The sequence below is a fragment of the Actinophytocola sp. genome, from assembly GCF_035634895.1.
Taxonomy (GTDB): domain Bacteria; phylum Actinomycetota; class Actinomycetes; order Mycobacteriales; family Pseudonocardiaceae; genus Actinophytocola.
Map to the genome: position 1 here is coordinate 101779 of NZ_DASQCC010000210.1, position 22033 is coordinate 123811.

The window sequence follows — 22033 nt, forward strand, 5'->3', positions numbered from 1 at the left end:
GGCCTCAGATGCTCGCGTCGTGGATGGCCGCCCCGTGTTCCATCGAGTACTCGACCATCGTGATCAGGGTGCTCTTCACCGACTCCCGGTCGCGGGCGTCGCAGGTGACGATCGGGACCGACTCCGCCACGGAAAGGGCGTCGCGGATCTCGTCGATGCCGTGGGTCTGCCGGCCGTCGAAGCAGTTCAGGCCGACGACGTAGGGCAGGCCGCGGTCCTCGAAGAAGTCGATCGGCGCGAACGAGTCCGCGAGCCGGCGCGTGTCGGCCAGCACGACCGCGCCGATGGCGCCGCGCACGAGGTCGTCCCACATGAACCAGAAGCGTTCCTGGCCGGGCGTGCCGAACAGGTACAGGACGAGGTCGCGGCCGAGCGACACGCGGCCGAAGTCCATGGCCACGGTGGTGGATCGCTTGCTGGGAATGGCGTCCAGGTCGTCGACCCCCACGCTGGCGTCGGTCATCACCGCCTCCGTGGTCAGGGGCACGATCTCGGAGACCGCGCCGACGAAGGTGGTCTTGCCGACGCCGAAGCCACCGCCGACGACGATCTTCACCGACGTCATCGCCTGGCCGGCGCTGTTCGGGTCAAAGCCGACGGAGTCCACTCAGAACCCTTTCCATCAACATGAGGTGTGCTTTGTCGTCGCCGACGGCGGCGGTCCTGTGCACGATGACCAAGCCCAGCTTGGACATGTCGCCCAGCAGCACCTTGGCCACGCCGAGCGGCACCGACAGCAGGGTGGCGACCTCGGCGACCGACCGCGGCTCGGCACACAGACCCGCGATGGAGCGGTGCTCGGTCTGTCTCAGTGCCTCGATGCGCTCGCCGTGCTCGCTCGTGGACACCATCGTCTCGATCTCGAAGTCCACGGTGGACTTCGTGCGCCCACCGGTCCACGCGTAGGGGCGGACGATCGACGCGTCGGAGAGATCCTCGTCCGCCGTACCCGCCGGGGTCACGCCCGCCGACGAGAACGGACCCGCCCACGACCAGTCCGCCCGCGGATCGGGCTCCTCGTCATGACGTGCGTCCTGTTCCTTGTGCCGCTTGTGCTTCCCGCCACCCAGCGCAAGCCCGTTGAGCACCTCGGCGAAACCGTCCTCGTCAGTCACGCCGACGTCCCAACCATGTTCCCGGCGGCGCCCTGGAGCTGCGCCCGGAGCTCCGGCGTCAGGATCTGCCCGACGCGGTCGACCAGCAGGGTCATCTCGTACGCGACCTGCCCGATGTCACACAGCGGCGAGGCGAGCACGGCCAGGGAGGACCCGTCGCTGATGGCCATCAGCAGCATGATGCCGCCGTCCATCTCCACGATCGTCTCCTTGACCCCGCCCGCCTCGAAGCAGCGGGCCGCCCCGTGCGTGAGGCTGATGAGACCGGACGCCACCGCGGACAGCTGGTCCGCGCGGTCGACCGGCAGCCGGGCCGACGCGGCGAGCAGCAGCCCGTCCGCGGACACGACGACGGCGTGTGCCACGCCGGGGACACGCTCGGTGAAGTCGTCGACCAACCAGCCGAACTGATGTGGCTGAGCCTGCGGCGAGGTCATTCGGTCTCCTGTTGACTCGTGCTGTGTGCTGAATGGGCTCCGCTCATCCGCGGGCCGCCTCCTTCGCTTCGCTCCTGTGCACCCCGTTCGGCGAGGCTTCTCCGGCCCCGCGACAGTCCCTTCTGGAAGCTCCCCAGCCGGCCACGCAGCTCCTCGGCGGAGCTGGGTCGCGCGGGGCCGGCGCCATTGCCGTGACCGGAGTGCGAGACGCTGCCCGGCACGAGGTTCTGCCGCGGGCTGCGCCGGGGCAGCCCACCCGCCGTGTGGTCCACCGGGTTCGCCGTGGACACCTGGTTCGCGGCGTGCCGGCCGATGTCCGCGGCGAACCGCCAGGCACCGCCGAGCAGGTCGAAGGTCAGCGAGGTGGACGAGGTGGCGGGTTGGGACGGGACCACCGGCGCGGCGCTGGGGGTGGGGGATTCGACGCCGGGCCGGTGGTCCCGTGCCCTGCGGACGCCCGACCGGTAGTCGCTCAACCGGTCCCGTACGACGTCCGCGTCGCGCCCGTGTCGAGGCTGCTGCCCGGTCGCAGCGCCCGGAGTGGCACTGCCGGGGACCAGGTTCCGCCTCGGACTTCGGCGCGGCAGCCCACCCGAGGTGTAGTCGGACGGCTCGGCTTTCGACGCGGCACGGGCGCCGTCGAGGCCGGTGTCGTCGGCGAAGCTCCAGGCGTCGCCGACGACGGTCTCCTCGTCCTGACTCGGGGGCTGAGGCTGGAGTTTCCTTTCCATCGGTGGGTTGACGGCCACGCGGGGCGGGGTGACCGGCCCCCACTGCCCGGGGTCACGCTGGGCCGGCACCCGGTCGCCGGGTGCCCGGCGCGGCAGCCGGGTGTCGTCGGCGGCCGGTCCGGTGGGCCGGTCCTGGCTCGGCAGCCGGACGTGCTCGCCGGTCGCCGAGGCAGGCCGTTCCTGGCGTGGCAGTCGGATGTGCTCGGCAGGGGGCGAGCTGGGTTGTTCCTGGTGTGGCAGCTGGATGTACTCGGTGGCCGGCGGGGTGGGCCGTTCCTGGCGCGGCAGTGACGCCTGGGGGAGCGTGCCCTTGATGACCTCGGCGGTGTGGCCGTTCGACCGGCCGTTGAGGTGCCCGCCGTTCGACCGCCCGCTCAGCGAGAACGGTGCGAGCGGGCTCGTCTCGGCCCCCGTCCTGCGTATCCGGACCGGCTCGGTCGGGTTCTCCCGCTGGATGATCATCTCGGCCGGCACGATCACGGTGGCCCGCACGCCCTTCGCGTCGTGACCGCCGTCGAGGCTCACCTCGATGCCGTGCCGCCCGGCGAGCCGGCCGACCACGAACAGGCCCATCCGCCGCGACGTCGACACGTCGACCAGACCGGCGTCGGCGAGCTTGTCGTTGGCCTCGTCCAGCTCGTCCCAGGTCATGCCGATGCCCTCGTCGAGCACCTCGACGCACAGCGCGCCGTCCTCGAGCAGGGCGCTCGCGATGGTCACCTGCGTGTCCGGCGCGGAGTACGCGGTGGCGTTGTCCAGCAGCTCCGCGACCAGGCGCACGAGGTCGCCCACCGCGTAGCCGACCGCCTCGACCGACGGCGGCGGCAGCAGCTCGACCCGCTTGTACTGCTCGATCTCCGACACCGACGCGCGGAGCAGGTCGGTGAGGGTCGTCGGCCGCTGCGAGCGCCGGCCGACCTCGCCGCCGGAGAGCACCATGAGGTTCTCGTTGTTGCGGCGCATGCGGGTCGCGAGGTGGTCCAGCTGGAACAGCGTCGCGAGCTGCTCGGGGTCCTCCTCGTCGCGCTCGAGCCGTTCGAGCAGCTGGAGCTGGCGCTGCACGAGACCCTGGCTGCGGCGGGACAGGTTGACGAACATGTCGGAGTACTTGGCACGCAGGCCGGCCTGCTCGGTGGCGAGCTTGAGCGCCTGTCGCTGCACGGCGTCGAACGCGCGGGCCACCTGGCCGACCTCGTCCATGGACGTCACGGCCACCGGCGGCAGGTCGATGTCCGCCAGGTCCTCACCGCTGTCGCGGATGCGGGCCACCGCGTCGGGCAGGGCGTTGCGGGCGACGTCGAGAGCGCCGCGCCGCAGCCGCGCGAGCGAGGTCAGCAGGTGGCGGCCGACGAAGAACATGACGGCCAGCGCGATCACCAGCGCGAGCAACAGGATCACCGCCGCGAGGCCGGCGGCGTCGCTCGCCTCGTCCTGGAGGGCGGCGGAGCGGTCACGCAGGTCCGTGGCGAACGCCCGGGAGACCTCGCCGATACGGCTGACCGTGAGCGCCGAGCCGTCGCGCCAGCCCTGTGCGGTGGCGGGGACCGGGGTGCCGGCGGGCCGGGAAGCGGCGGCGGCCACGACGTTGTTGCGGCTGGCGATGCCGGTGCCGCTCAGCGTGTCGTCGTAGAACTGCCCCCGGGCGGCGCCGGTGACGGAGTAGTAGTCGGACAGCCGGTCGGCCTGCCGGTTCATGGACTCGCCGAGCGCCTCGACCTCGGGACCGGTGAGGCCGCCGCCGCGCACGATGCCGACCGCGATCACCGCCTCCTGGTAGGAGACCTCCTCCCTGATCTCCTCGAGGTCGTGGAGCGCGGAGGCGGTCGACGCGAGCGTCGGGTCGATGGTCTCGGCCGACATGGTCCGGTCGAACCGCAGCAGAGCGTCGACGACCGCCGAGTAGCGGGTGACCGCGTTGGCGGCGTCGAAGCCGGGCTCCGCGGCCTGCTCGCGCACGTCGGTCAGCTCGTCCAGCCAGGTCAGCACGTCCGCGTAGCGCGCGGCGCCCGCCTCGTGGTCGAGCGTGACGCGACCGGTGGCACGGAGGAACTCCTCCTTCGCGTGGTCGGTGACGCGTTGGTCGGGGACGAGCCGCGCGGCGACCTCACCGGCGCCGAGCGCGAGCAGCACGCCGGCGTCGCCGCGTTCCTCCTGCAGGGCCGCGACCAGGTCGCGCAGCTTCTCGTTGACCGCCACCAGCCGGTCGACCCGCCGGTAGGCGTTCGCCTTGTCGACCTGGTCGGAGATCTGCATGATGCCCAGCACGCCCGCGAAGACGACCGGCACGAGCGTGACCGCGGCGAGCTTGACCGGGATGTTCCAGTCCCGCCAGTTCGCGAGCAAGCCGCACAACGCCGACCAAGGGGACCTGGGTTCCGAAGCCTTCAAGACAGCGCCTCATTCCAAGTAATGAGGAGACGACATTTCCGGTCGAGTGCCGCACGGGGTGCCGTCGCGACGAGAACTGAGAGTAGAGCGTACCGCAGCTAAAAGCTCTCTAAAGAGTTCCGAAGCGAGTGCGTTGACCTGCGAAGACCAGTCTTAAATCGTTTGATTTAGGCGACCCTCACCGCGCCGGCGCCGTATTTGATCTTGCCCGTTCTACTGTAAGTCTGAATTGTGCTTACTTGATAGCCCGAACGGGTACCATTCCACCAACACTCTCGGGTCATCGTCACCCAGTTGCCTCGAGAACCGGGCAACCACTACTTATCAGGCACTTTGCGCCGGTCAGACCATTCGGGACGAACACAAAGGGTCAAAATGTTCGTGCGTCATGCAACTCTCGCTACGCAAGGTCACGCGTAGGTTCACCGAGAGGTGTGAATGCCTTGAGGTCATTTCTCGGGTAGTGTCTACTTCGGCCTGGGGGACTGCTGCTGATTTCATCGCACCCCTGTATCTGAATTTCCGGACGCGAGCGTACAACGTATCAAGCGGCCGTCTTCAGCGGAGGAAACATATGCCCCGGGTGGTTCACACACCGATATCTGCCCGCACGCCGGGACGGGTGACCGTGGCCTTCGGCGGAATCACCGACGAGCCGCCCCCTCCCCCACCCGCGCCGGGTGAGCCGGACTTCGCCGCGATCTACGACAGCCCGGAGTTCACGGCGCTGCGCCGGCGTTTCCGGGCGTTCGTGTTCCCGATGGCCGCGCTGTTCCTGCTCTGGTACCTGACCTACGTGCTGCTCGCGGCCTACGCGCGCGGCTTCATGAGCCACCGCCTGTCCGGGCTCGTGACCGTCGGACTGGTGCTGGGCCTGCTCCAGTTCGTCTCGACCGCGGCCATCACCTTCGGCTACGTGCGCTACGCACGGCGGCGGCTCGATCCCGGAGTCGCCGCGATCCGCGCGGCCGTGGGGGCCGACGGGAGATGACCGTCGGCTCAGCGACCATCCTCGCGACCACCTCCACGGCGCCCGCCGGCGAGGTCGGCAGCCCGCTGCTCAACCTGTTCGTGTTCGGCGGTTTCGTCGCGGTCACGCTGCTCCTGGTGTACCGGGCGAGCACCCGCAACACGTCCACGGCCGACTACTTCGCGGCCAGCAGCTCGTTCACCGGCCGCAAGAACGGCGTCGCCATCACCGGCGACTATCTCTCCGCCGCGTCGTTCCTCGGCATCGCCGGCGCGATCGCCGTGCACGGCTACGACGGCTTTCTGTACTCGATCGGGTTCCTCGTCGCGTGGCTGATCGCGCTGCTGCTGGTCGCCGAGGGCGTACGCAACACCGGCCGGTTCACGATGGGCGACGTGCTGGCGTACCGGATGCGCCAGCGCCCCGTGCGTGCCGCCGCCGCCACGTCGACGCTCGTGATCTCGTTCTTCTACATGGTGGCGCAGATGGCCGGCGCCGGCGGGCTCGTCGCGCTGCTGCTCAACGTGCACGGCAAGGGCGGGCAGACGCTGGTGATCTGCGTCGTCGGTCTCGTGATGATCTTCTACGTGCTGGTCGGCGGCATGAAGGGCACCACGTGGGTGCAGATCATCAAGGCGGCGATCCTCGTGACGGCCGTCGTGCTGATGACCGTGTTCCTGCTCGGCAAGTACGGGTTCAGCGTGTCGACGCTGCTCGACGAGGCCGCGGCGAACAACGCGAGCGGGCAGCGGGTGCTGGAGCCGGGCGCCCAGTACGGCAAGAACCCGCTGGACTTCATCTCGCTGTCACTGGCGCTGGTGTTCGGCGCGGCGGGGCTGCCGCACGTTCTGATGCGGTTCTACACCGTGCCCAACGCCCAGCAGGCGCGGCGTTCCGTGGTGTGGGCGATCGGCTGCATGGCCGTGTTCTACCTGGCCACGCTGGTGATCGGGTACGGCGCGTCGGCACTGGTCGGGTCGGACCGGATCCTGTCCTCGACCGGCAAGGAGAACTCGGCCGCGCCGCTGCTCGCCTTCGAGATCGGCGGCACGCTGCTGCTGGGCATCGTGTCGGCGGTCGCGTTCGCGACGATCCTCGCCGTGGTGGCGGGCCTGACGTTGACGGCCTCGGCGTCGTTCGCGCACGACGTGTACGCCAACATCTTCCGCAACGGCAGGGCGGAACCGGCGGCCGAGGTGCGGGTGGCGCGGCTGACGGCCGTGGTGGTCGGCGTGCTGGCGATGGTCGGCGGCATCCTGGCGAACGGCCAGAACGTGGCGTTCCTGGTGGCGCTGGCGTTCGCGTTCGCCGCGTCGGCCAACCTGTCCACGCTGCTGTACTCGTTGTTCTGGAAGCGGTTCAACACCACCGGGACGTTGTGGGGCATGTACGGCGGGCTGGGTTCGTGCCTGCTGCTGGTGTTCTTCTCACCGACCGTGTCCGGCGCGCCGACGTCGATCTTCCCCGAGGTCGACTTCCACCTGTTCCCGCTTGGCAACCCCGGCATCGTGTCCATTCCGGTCTCGTTCCTGGCCGCCTACCTGGGCACGGTGCTCAGCAGGGAGAAGGCCGACGAGGCGAAGCACAAGGAGATGGCCGTCCGCGCGCTGACGGGCATCGGCTCGGGACACTGACGGCCGAAAGGCCGGCGGGGAGGCCGCTGACCACCGACTGTGCACATGAACTGAACGTAAAAGCTCAAGTAAAGTTGAGGTCAAGTGGAGCACCGGGCCGTCGATCGGGTAGAAACGTGGTGTGCGTGACCCTCTAGTGGGCCTGGCCGATGTGCCGTGGCGGCAGTTGCATCATGCTCACGGCGTGGCGGCCGACGTGCCGGACCGGTTACGGATGCTGCGCTCGCCGAACGCGACGACCCGGGACGGCGCGCTGTCCTGGCTGTCGGGCGCCGTGTACCACCAGGGCTCGCGCTGGCCGGTGAGTGCCGCCGTGGTGCCGTTCCTGGTGGCGCTGGTGGACGATCCGGACACGCCGGAACGCGAGTCGCTGGTGAGCCTGCTGCGTGGGGTGGTCCTCGGTGACGCGGCGCTGCCGTTCACGCCCGACTTCGCCGCGGGTGACGAGCTGTCGCCGGACGACCTCGCCGAGGTGGCCCGGCTGCTGTTCGAGTCGGAGAACCCGCACGACGAGGCCCCCGCGGAGTACTTCGAGGCGGCGGCCGTGCGCTGGGCGGCGGACGCCTACCGGGCCGGGCAGGCCCACGTGACGTCCTACGCGGCCTGGCTGTCGGACCCGGCCGTCGCGGCGCAGGCGGCGGAGCTGCTGGCGTACTTCCCCGCGGACGAGGCGATCGTGGACGCGCTGCTCGCCTCGGTCGCGCCGGCGAGCGCCAACCTCACGCTCGGGTACCTGTCCGGCTTTCCCGCCGTGGACAAGCATCTGACGGCACTGCTGGACGCCGAGGCGCTGGACATCCGGATGACCGCGGCGGTCGCGCTCGCGTTCCGGCTGGGCCCCGACCTGCCGGGGCCGGCACTGGACCTGCTCGTGGACGAGAAGCCGCCGCCCGCGCCGGCAGGCTGGGACCGGTCCATGCGCGGGTTCGTCGTGCTGGCGCTGCGCCGCGTCGGCCTGTAGGGAAACCGGGCCTTAGGGGCTCGCACGGCCAGACGAAGTCCACACGGGCCGTTGTCCGGTGGCCGCGGGCTGGTCAGAGCTTCTGGCCCCGCTGGACCCGGCGGGTGACGGCGCGCTCGGCGAAGAAGGAACCGACCGGCACGACGCCCGACAGCATGACGAGGATCGTGCCCTTCACCGACCAGCGGGCCTTCAACGCGAGGTCGGCGATCGTCAACAGGTAGACGATGTACAGGAAGCCGTGGACCGGGCCGACGACGGCGCTGTACTGGGGCTGGTCGAAGGCCAGCTTCATGGTGAAGGACACGCACAGGGCGAGCAGGCCGACGCCGACGATGTAGGCCATCACGCGGAAACGTGCCAGCGCGCCCCTCACCCCCGTGTCGCCGACGGCCTGGGCGGGGTTCTCCTCGTCGGTGACTGGGGAGTCGGCGGTCATCGCGTCTCCTGCTGGTCGAGTGCGTTGAGCTGGGCGAGCATCCGGTTGTACGCGGCCAGCTCGGGATCGTCGTCGCCGACATCCTGTCGGACGGCCGGTCCGGCCGGAGCACGCGGGGGCGGCGGCTGTGACTCGGCTCGCGCCGGCCCGGGCTCGGGTTCGGGCTCACGTGGCTGCGTGCGGAGCTTGCGGAGCCGCCAGAACATGAAGGCGGGGAACAGCCCGAACAGCGGCCACTGCAGGACGTAGCCGAGGTTCTGCCAGGTCCCGCCGTTCTCGAAGCGCTGCCACTGCCACCAGGCCAACCCGACACACGCGACAAGGCACACCGCACAGAGCGCGATGATCCCCGCACGGCGAGCCAGCACTCCGCCCTTCACACCGACGACGCTAACACTGTGGCCGCGCTCACTCGCGACCCGCCAGGGCGCGCGACCTGACGCGATGACGTCCAGGACAATTGGCACCAATGTTCCTCCTTTTCCAGAAATGACCGAAAAAGGAAACATCACCCTGGATCGCAACGTGCCGAGAGCAATTTGCGAATTTAGGCGAAACCGACGCGCTCGGGTTGGACGATGAGGCGGATGGCGGGCCGCCGTTGGGCCGAATCGCCTATGTACTGGGCAAACGCCGCCGCCTAGAGTGGCCGGCAGTCGGATGATCTGACCGATTGCCTTGGCGATGACTGGGTGAGCCGCATGCTTGGCGCCGAACCATTGAATGCGCATTGACGAGGAGACAGAGCTCGTGGTGATGAGGAGGAGAACCAACGGAATGAATATCGAAACCGCGCTCAAAGAGGCCATGACCATCGACGGCGCCGCCGGCGTGGCGCTGGTGGACTACGAGAGCGGCATGTCGCTGGGCACCCTGGGTGGCGGCGACTGGCTCGACCTCGACGTCGCGGCGGCCGGGAACACCGAGGTCGTGCGCGCCAAGATGCGGGTGATGGCCGCGCTCGCGCTCGACGACTCCATCGAGGACATCCTCATCACCCTCGGCCGCCAGTACCACCTGATCCGGCTGATCGACGGCGGCCGCAGCGGCGGCTCGGCCCTGTTCCTGTACCTGGTCCTCGACCGCGAGCGCGCGAACCTGGCCCTGGCCCGGCACCACCTGAGGCGCATCGAAGGTGACCTGGCGGTATGAGTCTCGGCCAGCCCCACGACGCCGCCGACCCGGCACCGCTCCCCAAACGCCGGACACCCGCGGCATCGGGCGACGGCGTGTGGTCGACCGTGCACGCGGACCGCCACGGCTCGACCGGTGATCTGCTCGCGGTGTTCGAGACCGCACTGAACAGCGTGAGCGGCAAGGACGCCAACGTCTACGGCATGCTGCTCGCGAGCTCGGACGGGTTGGTGCTCGCCAGCGACATCCGAGACGTCGTGGTCGACACGGTCGCGGCCATGGCGGCGGCCGCGGCCAGCATCGCCACGCAGTTCACGAGCCAGGCCGACGTCGGCGAGTCCACGGCCTCGCTGTTCGAGGGTTCGTCCGGTTACGTCGGTGTCTTTCCGGTGGAGACCAGCGTGCTGCTGGTCGTGTTCGGCCGGAAGGACATGACCATGGGCCTGTTCAACGTGGCCGCGCGGAACGCGCTGACCCGCGTGCAGAAGGCGATCGATCGGCAGCGCACGCTGCGGGCCCGGAAGAGTTGACGGCCGCGCCCGGTCAGTGCGGGAGAACGGACACTGAACCGGCACAGCGAAGCAGAACCGGCACGGCACAGCCGAACCGGCACAGCACGGCACAGCACAGCACCGCCGAACCGACACAGCCGGCACGGCACAGCACGGCACGGCCGAACCGGCACAGCACGGCACAGCCGACACGGCACGGCCACAGCACAGCCGGCAACGCCAGCACAGCAGAACCGAAACGGCCGGCAGAACCGGTGTCAGTCCGCGGTCACCACCGACCGTGCCGCGGCGAGCAGGTCCGGCAGCCGGCCGGTCGCCGCGGCGAACGCGACGTGGTCGGCGTAGTCGCGGGACTCGACGATCAGGCCGTCCCGGACCCGCGTGACGAAGACATTCCTTGCCACCACAGGGTTCCCGGAGCCGACCCGGCCCGCGTACTCGAACTCCACGACGACCAGCTCCGGGTCGGCGCCATCGTGGAAGACGACGTGCCGCGGCCGCAGCCCCTCGCCGCCGCCGCGCGCGAAGTGTTGCCGCAGCTCGTCCTTCCCCGTCAGCGGCGGCGCCGTCGGGTGGAACGGATGCGTCACGACGGCGTCGTCCGCGTACAGGTCCGCGCGGGTGCCGGGGATCGTCGCCGAGATGCCGTCCAGCAGCCGCCACACCACGTCCCGCGGGCTGCCCAGAGGAGCCGCCACCAGCGGCTCATGGGTCCCACCAGAGGACTCGTACGACACGGCCAGGCCGGTGAAGTCACCCCGCGCCGCGGCCATGCGCAGGTGGTCGTGGTAGTCACTGGAGTGGGTGATCAGTCCGTCCCGGACACGCACGACCTGAACGTTCGCCGCGCTGAAGCCCGGTCCGCGGCTCCGGTACTCCGCGACGACGACCTCCGGGTCCGTGGTCTCGTGGACGACCACATCGGACACTCGCATCCGGAACGTGCCCAACCGGAGAAACCGCTCGCCGAGCGCCGTCCGGCCGTCGACGTGCGTACCACGCAACGGATGCGCCACGAACGCGTCCTCCGCATAGAGACCGGCCAGCTCACCCCACCGGCCGTCGTCGATCCGCCGAAAGAGTTCCTCGACGACCTGCGCGGGAGCCTCAGCCATGACGGCAAGAATATGGAGAGACTCTCCAGTTGTCCAGGTCAGTCTTCGGTTTTCAAACACCTGTTCGCATCATACCGTGGTCCTGGACAGGCGCCACCCGGGGTCTCAGACGCTGGCCGCGCGGGCATAGTCGTCGGCCAGGCCGAAGACCTTCTGGCCGTACGGCACGGAGTTGTTGTACGAGAAGACGGCCGCCCACCAGCCCTCCGGCGTCGCGAGGTCGCGGCCGCCGGCACACAGGTACCGCCCGGCCGCGAGTGCCGCGTCGTCGATCTGCTGCGGGTCGCCGACGCCGTCCAGGTTGGCGTCGGCACCCCACTTCCGCCACGTGGAGGGGATGAACTGCATGGGGCCGACGGCACGGTCGACCGCGGGGTCGCCGTCGTAGCGGCCGTGGTCGGTGTCCCCGATGGCCTTCACACCGGCCGAGCCGTCCAGGGGGACGCCGATGATCGGCTTGGACGGACGGCCGTCGTCGCGCAGCTGGGCCCCGCCGAAGCGGCCGTGGTTGGACTCGACGCGGCCGATGCCGGCGAGGGTCGCCCAGGACAGGTGACAGGCGGGCGCCGTCTCGCGCAGGACCAGTTCGGCGTTGCCGTACGCCATGAGTGCCCTGGCGGGGACGTCGATGCGGCCGGCCACCCGGTTCGCCCAGGTGTGGAGTGGGTCCTCCCCTACCGCGCCTGCCTGGGGCTGTGGTGGGACGACGGCGCCGGGCTCGACGTCAGCGGTCGGGACCGAGGCGGCCGGGACTTCGATGGGGCTCTGCTCGGGCCGTGAAGCCGCCCTGAGGAGCCAGATTCCGCTGCCCGCGACTGCCAGTACCAGGAGCACGAGTCCGGCGCGGATGAGTACGCCACGAATCTTGGGCTGCTGGCCGTCGGTCACACAAGGTCAACGACGGCCTCGCCACAACGTTACTGGTGAGTTAAGGAAGAACTAGGCGGACCGGCGCTCGTTCTGGCGCTGCAGCCGGTTCACGCACCACGCCGGCGCGCTGCCGCGGCGCAGGTGGTCGAGGACGGTGAGGGGACCGAGCCGGCGCTTGAGGTCCGACGGCGCCAGACCGGCGGCACGGTAGTCGAGTGCGCGCTGGTCGAGTGGGCTGATGCCGGCGTCCCACCACTCCTTGGCCTCGGCGAGACCGCCCACCATCTGCCACCAGCCCGCGGCCGCGGAGATCAGCTCGGCGGGGACACCGGGCAGCCGCTCGCGCATGGCGGCGAAGAAGCGTGGGTCGGTGGCCTCGACGGGGGCGAACGCGGCGTTGCCGCTCCGCGCCCGCTGGCCGGGGATCCCCTGTGGCTGAACCGGCACCTCGGCGAGCCACTCCGACGCGATCCGGTTGATCTCGTCCGACTCGGCGGCCTTCGAGTGGTCCTCGGTCCACTGCCGCACCAGATCATCCACGCCGGGATCGTCGAGCATCCTGCCTCCTTCGAGAACTGCGGACTGCCGCCGCGGAACTTCGATGCGGGAACCGTAAAGGCCGGCACCGACAGTTCGCCAGACCTGATCTCACGGAAAGGCCGCCAACAGGGCCTACAGAGCCAGAATCCACCCGTACGGTCCAATGTGGCGGCTGGATCGTCGAGTCGGTGTCACGTTCCGTGACCTGGGCTGCCGTGGACGCAGCAAGGCGCCGCCGACCGCCTGGCCGGACGGCGCCTCACGGGGTGGCGGGGCTAGGCGAAGATGTTCTGCACGAAGACGATGATCGCCTCTGCACCGTCGCGCAGCCAACCGAGCAAGTCCTGCACGAGTTGAGCCGCCGGTCCCGGTTTCGTGATCACGTAGAACAGGACCAGGGCCACGACTACGAGCATCACGACCTTTTTCGCCTTCATCGCTGTCTCCGTTCACGCGGATGGCTGCCGCCAGCTTACGGTGCGTACGCCACCAGTCGCAGTACCACTACCATCCCGACGAGTCGTTCGCCAGAGCAAGTGAGGAGACAGGCCCATGATCGACACGGTCCGTGTCGAGAAGACCGGGCCGGTGACCACGGTCCTGATCAACCGGCCCGAGGCACGCAACGCGGTGGACGGCGCGACGGCCGCCGCGCTCGCGGACGCCTTCCGCGCCTTCGAGGACGACGACACGGCCTCGGTCGCCGTCCTGGGTGGTGTGGGCCCGGCGTTCTGCGCGGGAGCCGACCTGAAGTCGGTGGGTACCGATCGAGGGAATCGGCTCGTCCCCGTGGCCGATGGTGACGGGCCGATGGGGCCCACCCGGCTGATGCTGTCCAAACCGGTCGTCGCCGCGGTCCAGGGGCACGCGGTCGCCGGTGGCCTTGAGCTGGCGCTTTGGTGCGATCTGCGGGTGGCCGACACGACGGCCGTGTTCGGGGTGTTCTGCCGGCGGTGGGGCGTGCCGCTCATCGACGGCGGGACCGTGCGGCTGCCGCGGCTGATCGGGCAGAGCCGGGCACTGGACATGATCCTCACCGGTCGTCCGGTGGCCGCCGAGGAGGCGCTCGCCATGGGGCTGGCGAACCGGGTCGTGCCGGCTGGCACCGCGCTGGCCGCCGCGCGGGAGCTCGCCGGGCAGCTGGCGGCTTTCCCGCAGACGTGCCTGCGCACCGACCGCGCGTCGGTGTACGACCAGTGGGAGTCGCCCGCGCCGCTCGAGACGGAGTTCGCGCACGGCGGAAAGGCTCTACCGGAGTCCCAGCGGGGCGCGAGCCGTTTCGCGGACGGCGCCGGGCGGCACGGCTCGTTCGAGTCCCGGGTCGACTGACCACTGGCTACCGGCTACTGGCTACCGCCTACTGGCGGGGTGCCATCGCCAGGCGGACGGCCTCGCTCGGGACCACGCGCAGCGCCACGGCCCGGTCGGCGCACACGGACTGCGCGTGCCGCACCGCCGCCGACACGGCCTGGTCGCAGGCCGACACCGTGCTCAGGTCCAGCGTGAGCACGTCGAGCTCCCCCGCGTTCACCAGCTCGAAGAAGTCGGTCACCGAGCGGTTCAGCTCGGGCAGCGTGGTGGCGTCCAGGGTGCCGGTGACGCTGATCCCCGACGTGCCGTCGACGAAGATCGTCACCGGCGATGTTTTCTCAGGCCCTGTCATGACGCAGAGACTATGTGGACACCTGTCGGTAACACGTCAGGGCGTCACCCTTGTTCACGTGACGACACCGTCCGAACGCAGACGGTCGATGTCCGACGGCGCATAGCCCAGCTCGGTGAGCACCTCACCGGTGGACGACCGCGGCTCGACCGGCGCGGTCGGCGTGTCGGGGACGGTCCGGGAGAACCGGGGCGCCGGCGCCGGCTGGTTGTCCCCGTCCAGCGTCACGAACGAGCCGCGCGCCGCGTTGTGCGGGTGCGCAGGCGCCTCGGCCGGGGTCAGCACCGGGGTGAGGCACGCGTCCGTCCCTTCCGCCCGTTTCGCCCACTCGTCGCGCGTCCTCGTGCGGATCACCGCGTCCAGCACCGAGCGGACCGCGGGCCACTGCTCCGGGTCCAGCCGGCCGGCGACCGTCGCCGGGTCGATCTCGAGGACCCCCATGAGCGCACCCCAGAAGCGTTCCTCGATCGCCCCGACGGCCACGTACTTGCCGTCCGACGTCTCGTAGGTGTCGTAGAACGGCGCCCCGCCGTCGAGCATGTTCCGGCCGCGCCCGCGCGACCACATGCCGAGGTTGAGCAGCCCGTGCATGCCGGCGGTGAGCAGGGCCGAGCCCTCGACCATCGACGCGTCCACCACCTGCCCCCGGCCGGACACCGACCGCTCGACCAGCGCGGCGAGCACGCCCATCGCCAGCAGCATCCCGCCGCCGCCGAAGTCGCCGAGCAGGTTCAGCGGCGGCACGGGCCGCTCCCCTGCCCGCCCGATCGGCTCCAGCGCGCCGGACAGGCCGATGTAGTTGATGTCGTGCCCGGCGGTCGGCGCCATCGGCCCGTCCTGGCCCCAACCGGTGATCCGGCCGTACACCAGGCGGGGGTTCCGGTCCAGGCAGTCCGACGGGCCGAGGCCGAGCCGTTCGGTCACGCCCGGCCGGTAGCCCTCGATCAGCCCGTCCGCCTCGTCGACCAGGCGCAGCACGATGTCCCGGCCGGCCGGCGACTTGGTGTCGACGCCGATCCACCGCCTGCTCCGCGACAGCGGGTCACGCGGGAACACCGGCACGTCGAAACCCGCCCTGACGCGGTCGACGCGCACCACCTCGGCGCCGTAGTCGGCGAGGACGGTGGCGGCGAACGGCGCGGGCGCCAGCCCGACCAGCTCGACGACCTTCAGCCCAGCGAGCGGTCCCAAGAGACTTCTCCTTCGCAGCGGAGCCGGCGACCCTGTTACAGGGTGCGCGAGATGATTTCCTTCATGATCTCGTTGGTGCCGCCGTAGATGCGCTGCACGCGCGCGGACGTCCAGGCCCGCGCGATGGGGTACTCGTTCATGTAGCCGTAGCCGCCGAACAGCTGCAGGCACTCGTCGGCGACCCTGGACAGCCGGTCGGTGGTCCACCACTTGACCATCGCCGCGCCGGTGACGTCCAGGTCGGCCTTGAGGTGCCGCTCGACGCACTGGTCCAGGAACGCCTTGGCGACGGCCAGCTCCGTGACGCACTCCGCGAGCTTGAAGCGGGTGTTCTGGAAGTTGAAGATCTCCCGGCCGAACGCCGTGCGCTCCTTGGTGTACCGGACGGTCTGCTCGATCGCGACCTCCATGGCCGCGACCGCGGCGACCGCGATGATCAGCCGCTCCTGCGGCAGCTGCCGCATGAGCTGGACGAAGCCCTGGCCCTCGACGCCGCCGAGCAGGTTCTCCACCGGCACCCGGACGTCGTCGAAGAACAGCTCGGAGGTGTCCTGGCCGTGCATGCCGATCTTGTCGAGCACGCGGCCCCGCCGGAACCCGGTCACCTTCTCGGTCTCCACGACGACCAGGGACACGCCCTTCGCGGCCTCACCGGGGTCGGTCTTCGCGACCACCACAATCAGCTCGGCCTGCGCGCCGTTGGTGATGAACGTCTTCGCGCCGTTGAGCACGTAGTGGTCGCCGTCGCGGATGGCCTTGGTCTTGACGTTCTGCAGGTCCGAGCCGGTGCCGGGCTCGGTCATGGCGATGGCGCCGACCAGCTCGCCCGACGCGAGCGCGGGTAGCCACCGGCGCTTCTGCTCCTCGGTGCCGCACGAGTTGACGTAGTGCGCGACGATGCCCGAGTGCACTGAGTTGCCCCACGCGTCGTCACCCGCCCTGGCCTGCTCCTCCAGCAGGACCGCCTCGTGCGCGAACGTGCCGCCACCGCCGCCGTACTCCTCCGGGATGGACAGGCACAGCAGGCCGACCTCGCCCGCCTTACGCCACAGCTCGCGGTCCACCTGCTTGGCCGCCGACCAGCGCTCGTTGTTGGGCGCCAGCTCCTTCTGGCAGAAGGAGTGCGCCAGCTCACGGAAGGAGTCGAGGTCGGCGTCAAGCCACGAGGAACGCTGGGTCAGCGGCATGAAGGCTCCAAAAACAATCCGTACGGCATGTAAAGTCTGCCCTGAATGTACCTGCGTGTTGTCCGGCACGTAAAGCAATGGAGGGCGGATGACAGGCCCCGCGACGAGAAAGCACCGCACGCAGGCGGAGCGCAGCGAGCGCACGCGTGAGCTGCTGCTCGACGCCACCATCGAGTGCCTGGTGGAGCTGGGGTACGCACGCACGACGGTGCAGGAGATCTGCCAGCGCGCCGGGTTGTCGCGCGGCGCGCAGCAGCACCACTTCACGACCAAGGCCGAGTTGATGACGACCGCGCTGGAGCACCTGTTCAGGCGCCTGTCCGACGAGATCCGCACGGCGGCGACCGAGCTGCCGCCCGGGCCGCGACGCGTCGAGTCGGGCATCGACCTGCTGTGGCGCGCGTACTCCGGGACGCTGTCGACCGCGGCCGTCGAGCTGTGGGTGGCTGCCCGCACGGACCCCGAGCTGCGGCGGACGCTGCTGCCGGTGGACCGCGCGCTCGGGCACTCGACGCTGGAGCTGTACCGGTCGCTCATGGGCGCCGAGGTGGACGACGACCGGCTCAAGACGCTGGTGCTGCTGACCGTGAACCTGGTCCGCGGCCTGGCCCTGGACGCCATGATCGGCGGCGACGAGGGCCGGCGGGCGCTGTTGCTGTCCGAGTGGAAGAGCCTGGTGGTCGCGCAGTTCGAGTTGGTAGGCGATGAGCGGCCCGGCCCTCGCGCGGGCCGCTCATCGCACTAACAGAGATAGAGGGCCGCGTACGCGAAACGTGACGTTTGCTGAAGCAACCAACTGACGCTCAGTCCGCGTGTTGACACATGAGGTGGCCGGTCAACTGGGCCTTTCGCGCACTGGCAAGATGCCCGTGTGACTCACCCCGCACCCGGTTACCAGCCCTATCAGCCGCTGCCGCCCCTGATGGGCGCCGCGCCGCCACCCAAGCCGCCCGGGGGCGGTCTGACCAGCCTGATCGCCGGCATCGTGGCACTGGTGACCGCCGGTCTCGCCATCGGCGGGTCCTTCGCGCCGATCTCCAAGTTCCACGACAGCTTCGCGGCCGGCGACTTCTCGGGCACCGAGGTGAGCAGCGACCTCAGCTGGTGGGACGTCAGCGGGGTCGCACGCGTGGCACCGTTCGACGAGGGCGGCAAGCTGTTCGGGCTGGCACTCGTGCTGGTCGCGGCGCTGCTGGTGCTCGGCGCCGCGTTCGCGTTCGTGGCGTCGCGGACTCGCTCGGCCGGCTCGACGACGGCCGGCCGGTCGCTGATCACCGCGGGCGTGGGTGTGCTGGCGGGCGTGGTGCTGTTGCAGTCGCTGCTGGTATTGGAGGAGGCGGCGACGTACAACGACCGGGAGCTGGAGCCCGGTGAGTCGCTGGAGTTCTCGCCCGGGCTGGGGTTGGTGCTGCCGCTGTGCGCGTTGGCACTCGGGGTCGCCGCGGTGGTGCTGGCGCATGTGGGGCAGCGGCAGCGGGAGACGCGGGTGGAGCCGAACACGCCGAGGATGGGCTTCCCGGCGCCGTACGGGTACCGGCAGGCGCCGGGTGCTCCTGGCATGCCTGGCGTTCCGGTGGCGCACGGCACGCAGTCGGTGCCGAGCATGCCGGCGGTGGGTGCGGTCGGTGGGGCAGGTGCGACCGGCGCGGTTGGTGCGGCAGGCGCGGTTGGTGCGGCAGGTGCGGCCGCGGCCGGCGAGCGCGCGGCGGATGCGGACGAGTGGGCGGACGCGGCGGACGACTCGGAGACCACGCAGGTGGTCGCGGGGTCGACCGCCAGCGGCGAGGAGCCGCCCGCTTCGGGACCGGCGGCGCAGGACCAGCCGGCGTCCACGGTGTCGCCGGAGCCGGTCACCACCGCGGCGCCGGCCGCGGCCGAGCCGCTGACGCCGGTCATCGGGTCGGAAGCACCGGCGACGCCGGCCGCCACGCCAGCCGAGCCGGCAGCACTGACGGAGCCCGCCACGTCGGCGGCGCCCACGTCTACGGTGGCGCCCGCGACGCCGGCAGGGCCGGCATCTCCTTCGCCGGCATCTCCGGAGCCGGGTTCCGCATCACCCGAGTCGAACTCTGCGTCTCCGGAGCCGAGTTCCGCCGCTTCGCAGCCGGGTTCCGCGTCTCCGGAGCAGAGTTCCGCATCTTCGGAGCCGAGTTCCGCCGGTTCGGTGCCGGCCGGTTCGGTGCCTGCCGGTTCGGTGCCGGCCGGTTCGGAGCCTGCCGGTTCGGAGCCTGCCGGTTCGGAGTCCGGCGGGCACGAGGCGCCCGAGTCCGCCAAGCCCGTCCCGCTCAGCGAGCTGCCTGCCGCTCCGCCGGCCCCGGAGCTCGCCGACGAGACCAAAGAGGACGGCAAGTAGTCCACCGGCCGCTGTCGTGGGGCGACAACTCGCGACACCGGCCGGGCGGACGGTCGGACGGGCGCTGACCAGCGGTCCGTCGGTGAAGCACCATGGGGCAGCGGTGTCGAAATACCCTGTCCCACGAGCCGGGATTGCGGGATGATCCAACGGTGTTCGGCCCGGCGGGCGCGCGGCGTGTACCCGCCTCGCTCCTACTGCTCACCCTCGCTCTCTTCGGGGTTGCCGGCTGGTGCATCTGGTCGAGGGTCGCCTCGCCCACGGATGGCGCCACCGTCAGCCCCGCGGACAGTGCCGTCTCCATCGGCCACATCAACGTCTCGGCCACGGAGCCGGGCAGCGTGTTGCGGCTCGGCGACGAGGTGCTCGCCATCGACGGGCAGGACCTGGCCGAGCGGGTGCGGACCCTGCCGGGTGGACCGAAGACCTCCGCCGGCGAGACGCTGACCTACACGGTCCGCCGCGACGGGGAACGGCTCGACCTGCGCGTCACCCTCCACCACTTCCCGCTCATCGCGGCGGTCGCCGGCTGGTGGCCGATGCTGCTGGTCGGCGCGTTGCTCGTCGCCGCGAGCATCACCGTCTTCTGGGCCCGGCCGCGGGATCCGGCGGCGCACGCCGCGCTGCTGACGTCGGCCATCGGCGTCGTCACGATCGTCGGGGCGGGGTTCTTCCCGCTGACGGCCGTGGACCTGGTCGCCGGGAACCAGTTCTGGCGGCACTACATCGGGCAGGTGGCGTTCGCGCTGCTGTGGGGGCCGGTTCTGCACTTCGCCATCGCGTTCCCCTCGATCACCCTCTCGCGCCGGCAACGCTGGCAGATCGCCGCCGGCTATGTCGGGCCGCTCGCGCTGTACGGGCTGATGTGGCTCGCCACGTTGCTGGCCCTGTCGACGCCGCTGGAACGGATCTACCTCCTCATCGTCCCCGTGCTGCCCGCGCTGTTCGTGTACCCGCCGCTCATCGCCACCGTGCTGGTTCGCAAGTACATCCGCCAGCGGGGCGGGCCGACCGGCCGGCCGATCCTGTGGCAGCTGATGGCGCTCATCTTCAGCACCGGCACGTACTTCGCGATCTGGGTCGTGCCGGTGCTCGCGACCGGCCGGCCGCTCGTGCCGTACGAGATGCAGGCGCTGCCGTTCATGGCCGTGCCGATCGCGATGTCCGCGGCCGTGTTGCGGCACCGGGCGCTGAACATCGAGGTCGCGGTCAGCCGGACCGTCGTCTACGGAGCGCTCACGATCGGCGCGGTCGGCCTCTACTTCGCGGTGGTGGGCACGTGGTCGGCGGCGTTCGGTCCGATCACCAGCGTGTGGGGGCAGGCGGTCATCGCCGCGGCCATCGCGGTGCTGTCGCAGCCGGTTCGCGCGCGGCTCCAGGTGCTGATCAACCGGCGGCTGTACGGCGACCGCGACGACCCGTACCGGGTGGTGTCCGCGCTGGCGTCCCGGCTGGAGGACACGCCGGTCGTGGCTTCGATGCTGCCGGAGATCGTCGAGACCGTCGCGGCGGCGCTGCGGTTGCCGCACATGGCGATCGAGATCCAGGCACGTGGGCGCAGCGAGACCGCGGCCAGTGTCGGCACGCCGACCGGTGAGCTGTACCGGATGCCGCTGACCTACCACGGCGAGCGGGTCGGGAACCTGGTCGTGGGGCGGCGTTCCGCACAGCGCGAGCTGACCCGGCCGGACCGGATCGCGCTGGCCGAGGTCGCCAGGCACGCCGGTGCGGCCGTGTACACCGCGCGCCTGACCCGCGACCTGCGCCGCAGCCGTGACCGCCTGGTACAGGCGCGGGAGATGGAACGGCGGCGGATCCTGCACGAGCTGCACGACGGCGTGGGACCGACGCTCGCGGCGGTCGCGCTGGGTTTGGACGTCAGCCGAAGGACGGTCGGCGACACCACACCAACGGGTGAACTTCTCGGGCGGCTGCGTGACGAGCTGCAGGCGGCGATCATCGAGATCCGCCGGCTGGCGCATGGGCTGCGGCCGCCGGTGTTGGACAGAATCGGCCTCATACCGGCGATTCGCGAGTACGCGGGCGCGCTCGCGAGCCGCACAGTCGGGGGCGACACACAGGAAGGTGGCGTCACGATCGTGTTAGAGGTGCCGTCCACCATGCCGAAGCTGCCGCCGCCGGTGGACGTGGCGGCGTACCGGATCATCTGCGAGGCGCTGACCAACGTCACCCGGCACGCCGAGGCCAGGTCGTGCGCGGTGCGGCTGTGGATCGACGACGATCTGCACATCGAGGTGGTGGACGACGGAATCGGCCTGCCGGCGGTGACGAACGGCGGCGTCGGGCTGTCGTCCATGCGCGAACGCGCGACGGAGCTTGGCGGCGAGTGCCTTGTCGAAGCCGATCATGACGGTGGGACGCGGGTGTTCGCTACGCTTCCGTTGCCGAAGGAGGGGAGTTGATGGAGCCGCGGCTGCGTGTCCTGGTGGTGGACGACCATCCCCTGTTCCGGTTCGGGCTGTCGACCGTGCTGGCCAACGAGCCGTCGCTGGACGTGGTCGGCGAGGCGGCGAACGGACAGGCGGCGGTGTCGGCCGCGCGCACGTTCGAGCCGGACGTGGTGGTGATGGACCTGCACCTGCCGGACATCGACGGCATCGAGGCGACCCGCCAGATCGTCGGCGAACGGCCGGACATCGGCATCATGGTCCTGACGATGTTCAACGACACGGAGTCGGTGTTCGCGGCGATGCGGGCGGGCGCGCGCGGGTACCTGCTGAAGGGGGCGGGCCAGGAGGAGATCGTCCGCGCGGTGCACGCCGTCGGCCGCGG

The 22033-nt window shown here is 70.5% G+C and carries 23 protein-coding genes; 10 read left to right on the top strand and 13 right to left on the bottom strand.

The genetic code is table 11. The features are described 5' to 3' along the window. Positions 1-4: 4 nt before the first annotated feature. From VET29_RS31920 to VET29_RS31935, 4 genes are read right to left on the bottom strand one after another with little or no spacing between them, the layout of a single operon-like run. Entirely contained in the window at positions 5-607 is a 603-nt protein-coding gene (locus VET29_RS31920; protein WP_324927612.1) for a GTP-binding protein, read from the bottom strand. Further along, a complete protein-coding gene (locus VET29_RS31925) occupies positions 588-1115 on the bottom strand; it encodes a DUF742 domain-containing protein (RefSeq protein WP_324927614.1) in 528 nt (175 codons plus the stop codon). The genes VET29_RS31920 and VET29_RS31925 overlap by 20 nt, the downstream gene beginning before the upstream one ends. After that, positions 1112-1552, bottom strand: a complete 441-nt coding sequence (locus VET29_RS31930) for a roadblock/LC7 domain-containing protein (protein WP_324927616.1) — start codon at positions 1550-1552, stop codon at positions 1112-1114. The genes VET29_RS31925 and VET29_RS31930 overlap by 4 nt, the downstream gene beginning before the upstream one ends. Next, positions 1549-4626: a nitrate- and nitrite sensing domain-containing protein gene (locus tag VET29_RS31935; protein WP_324927618.1), complete on the bottom strand. Its 3078-nt coding sequence runs from the start codon at positions 4624-4626 to the stop codon at positions 1549-1551. Before VET29_RS31935 ends, VET29_RS31930 begins: the two co-directional genes overlap by 4 nt. A gap of 619 nt (positions 4627-5245) precedes the next feature. On the opposite strand from VET29_RS31935, the gene VET29_RS31940 reads away from it, so the two are divergent. From VET29_RS31940 to VET29_RS31950, 3 genes are all read left to right on the top strand, one after another. After that, complete coding sequence (locus VET29_RS31940) at positions 5246-5662, top strand: DUF485 domain-containing protein (protein ID WP_414636673.1); 417 nt, start codon at positions 5246-5248, stop codon at positions 5660-5662. Beyond that, entirely contained in the window at positions 5659-7275 is a 1617-nt protein-coding gene (locus tag VET29_RS31945; protein ID WP_324927622.1) for a cation acetate symporter, read from the top strand. The genes VET29_RS31940 and VET29_RS31945 overlap by 4 nt, the downstream gene beginning before the upstream one ends. Before the next feature lie 184 nt (positions 7276-7459). Further along, positions 7460-8236: a hypothetical protein gene (locus tag VET29_RS31950; protein WP_324927624.1), complete on the top strand. Its 777-nt coding sequence runs from the start codon at positions 7460-7462 to the stop codon at positions 8234-8236. A 73-nt stretch (positions 8237-8309) separates the two neighbouring features. Here VET29_RS31950 and VET29_RS31955 read toward each other — a convergent pair whose 3' ends face one another. Next, positions 8310-8675, bottom strand: coding sequence for a DUF3817 domain-containing protein (locus VET29_RS31955; RefSeq protein ID WP_324927626.1), 366 nt, complete (start codon positions 8673-8675; stop codon positions 8310-8312). Then, positions 8672-9055 carry a transcriptional regulator gene (locus tag VET29_RS31960; RefSeq protein WP_324927628.1) on the bottom strand — a complete coding sequence of 128 codons (384 nt, stop codon included), beginning with the start codon at positions 9053-9055 and terminating at the stop codon, positions 8672-8674. The genes VET29_RS31955 and VET29_RS31960 overlap by 4 nt, the downstream gene beginning before the upstream one ends. Before the next feature lie 397 nt (positions 9056-9452). Between VET29_RS31960 and VET29_RS31965 the strand changes: the two genes are divergently transcribed. Then, positions 9453-9827 carry a hypothetical protein gene (locus VET29_RS31965; RefSeq protein WP_324927631.1) on the top strand — a complete coding sequence of 125 codons (375 nt, stop codon included), beginning with the start codon at positions 9453-9455 and terminating at the stop codon, positions 9825-9827. After that, positions 9824-10339, top strand: a complete 516-nt coding sequence (locus tag VET29_RS31970) for a roadblock/LC7 domain-containing protein (protein ID WP_324927633.1) — start codon at positions 9824-9826, stop codon at positions 10337-10339. The genes VET29_RS31965 and VET29_RS31970 overlap by 4 nt, the downstream gene beginning before the upstream one ends. A gap of 239 nt (positions 10340-10578) precedes the next feature. On the opposite strand, the gene VET29_RS31975 is transcribed toward VET29_RS31970, so the two are convergent. The 4 genes from VET29_RS31975 to VET29_RS31990 form a co-directional block, all read right to left on the bottom strand. Next, positions 10579-11436: a nuclear transport factor 2 family protein gene (locus tag VET29_RS31975; RefSeq protein WP_324927635.1), complete on the bottom strand. Its 858-nt coding sequence runs from the start codon at positions 11434-11436 to the stop codon at positions 10579-10581. Positions 11437-11541: 105 nt separating this feature from the next. Beyond that, entirely contained in the window at positions 11542-12324 is a 783-nt protein-coding gene (locus tag VET29_RS31980) for a murein transglycosylase (RefSeq protein ID WP_324927637.1), read from the bottom strand. 51 nt (positions 12325-12375) lie between these two features. Further along, complete coding sequence (locus VET29_RS31985; RefSeq protein WP_324927639.1) at positions 12376-12864, bottom strand: helix-turn-helix transcriptional regulator; 489 nt, start codon at positions 12862-12864, stop codon at positions 12376-12378. A gap of 257 nt (positions 12865-13121) precedes the next feature. Beyond that, positions 13122-13283 carry a hypothetical protein gene (locus VET29_RS31990; protein ID WP_324927641.1) on the bottom strand — a complete coding sequence of 54 codons (162 nt, stop codon included), beginning with the start codon at positions 13281-13283 and terminating at the stop codon, positions 13122-13124. Between the two features lie 115 nt (positions 13284-13398). Between VET29_RS31990 and VET29_RS31995 the strand changes: the two genes are divergently transcribed. After that, positions 13399-14175, top strand: coding sequence for a crotonase/enoyl-CoA hydratase family protein (locus VET29_RS31995; protein WP_324927643.1), 777 nt, complete (start codon positions 13399-13401; stop codon positions 14173-14175). A 28-nt stretch (positions 14176-14203) separates the two neighbouring features. Here the strand turns inward: VET29_RS31995 and VET29_RS32000 are convergent, their stop codons facing one another. Genes VET29_RS32000 through VET29_RS32010 form a run of 3 tightly spaced genes read right to left on the bottom strand, consistent with a single transcriptional unit; the run spans position 14204 to position 16887 of the window. Beyond that, complete coding sequence (locus VET29_RS32000; RefSeq protein ID WP_324927646.1) at positions 14204-14509, bottom strand: hypothetical protein; 306 nt, start codon at positions 14507-14509, stop codon at positions 14204-14206. Positions 14510-14563: 54 nt separating this feature from the next. Beyond that, the gene (locus tag VET29_RS32005) at positions 14564-15700 is read right to left on the bottom strand and encodes a CaiB/BaiF CoA-transferase family protein (RefSeq protein WP_324927648.1); all 1137 of its coding nucleotides are present in this window, start codon (positions 15698-15700) and stop codon (positions 14564-14566) included. Positions 15701-15735: 35 nt separating this feature from the next. Next, on the bottom strand, positions 15736-16887 hold the full coding sequence (locus VET29_RS32010) for an acyl-CoA dehydrogenase family protein (protein ID WP_324927650.1): 1152 nt from the start codon (positions 16885-16887) through the stop codon (positions 15736-15738). Positions 16888-16975: 88 nt separating this feature from the next. Between VET29_RS32010 and VET29_RS32015 the strand changes: the two genes are divergently transcribed. The 4 genes from VET29_RS32015 to VET29_RS32030 all read left to right on the top strand — a co-directional run. Next, the gene (locus tag VET29_RS32015; protein ID WP_324927652.1) at positions 16976-17632 is read left to right on the top strand and encodes a TetR/AcrR family transcriptional regulator; all 657 of its coding nucleotides are present in this window, start codon (positions 16976-16978) and stop codon (positions 17630-17632) included. Positions 17633-17758: 126 nt separating this feature from the next. Continuing rightward, positions 17759-19240: a hypothetical protein gene (locus VET29_RS32020; protein WP_324927654.1), complete on the top strand. Its 1482-nt coding sequence runs from the start codon at positions 17759-17761 to the stop codon at positions 19238-19240. 152 nt (positions 19241-19392) lie between these two features. Next, a complete protein-coding gene (locus VET29_RS32025) occupies positions 19393-21663 on the top strand; it encodes a sensor histidine kinase (RefSeq protein WP_324927656.1) in 2271 nt (756 codons plus the stop codon). Next, on the top strand, positions 21663-22033 hold a 371-nt coding region (locus tag VET29_RS32030), incomplete at its 3' end, for a response regulator transcription factor (protein WP_324927658.1). The genes VET29_RS32025 and VET29_RS32030, both read left to right, overlap by 1 nt.

Bases quoted from the DNA above. Each gene is read 5' to 3' on its own strand.
- VET29_RS31975 (WP_324927635.1), bottom strand. From the start codon at position 11,436: ATGGCTGAGGCTCCCGCGCAGGTCGTCGAGGAACTCTTTCGGCGGATC.
- VET29_RS31940 (WP_414636673.1), top strand. From the start codon at position 5,246: ATGCCCCGGGTGGTTCACACACCGATATCTGCCCGCACGCCGGGACGG.
- VET29_RS31995 (WP_324927643.1), top strand. From the start codon at position 13,399: ATGATCGACACGGTCCGTGTCGAGAAGACCGGGCCGGTGACCACGGTC.
- VET29_RS31965 (WP_324927631.1), top strand. From the start codon at position 9,453: ATGAATATCGAAACCGCGCTCAAAGAGGCCATGACCATCGACGGCGCC.
- VET29_RS32000 (WP_324927646.1), bottom strand. From the start codon at position 14,509: ATGACAGGGCCTGAGAAAACATCGCCGGTGACGATCTTCGTCGACGGC.
- VET29_RS31970 (WP_324927633.1), top strand. From the start codon at position 9,824: ATGAGTCTCGGCCAGCCCCACGACGCCGCCGACCCGGCACCGCTCCCC.
- VET29_RS32010 (WP_324927650.1), bottom strand. From the start codon at position 16,887: ATGCCGCTGACCCAGCGTTCCTCGTGGCTTGACGCCGACCTCGACTCC.
- VET29_RS31985 (WP_324927639.1), bottom strand. From the start codon at position 12,864: ATGCTCGACGATCCCGGCGTGGATGATCTGGTGCGGCAGTGGACCGAG.
- VET29_RS31930 (WP_324927616.1), bottom strand. From the start codon at position 1,552: ATGACCTCGCCGCAGGCTCAGCCACATCAGTTCGGCTGGTTGGTCGAC.
- VET29_RS32015 (WP_324927652.1), top strand. From the start codon at position 16,976: ATGACAGGCCCCGCGACGAGAAAGCACCGCACGCAGGCGGAGCGCAGC.
- VET29_RS31945 (WP_324927622.1), top strand. From the start codon at position 5,659: ATGACCGTCGGCTCAGCGACCATCCTCGCGACCACCTCCACGGCGCCC.
- VET29_RS31990 (WP_324927641.1), bottom strand. From the start codon at position 13,283: ATGAAGGCGAAAAAGGTCGTGATGCTCGTAGTCGTGGCCCTGGTCCTG.
- VET29_RS31955 (WP_324927626.1), bottom strand. From the start codon at position 8,675: ATGACCGCCGACTCCCCAGTCACCGACGAGGAGAACCCCGCCCAGGCC.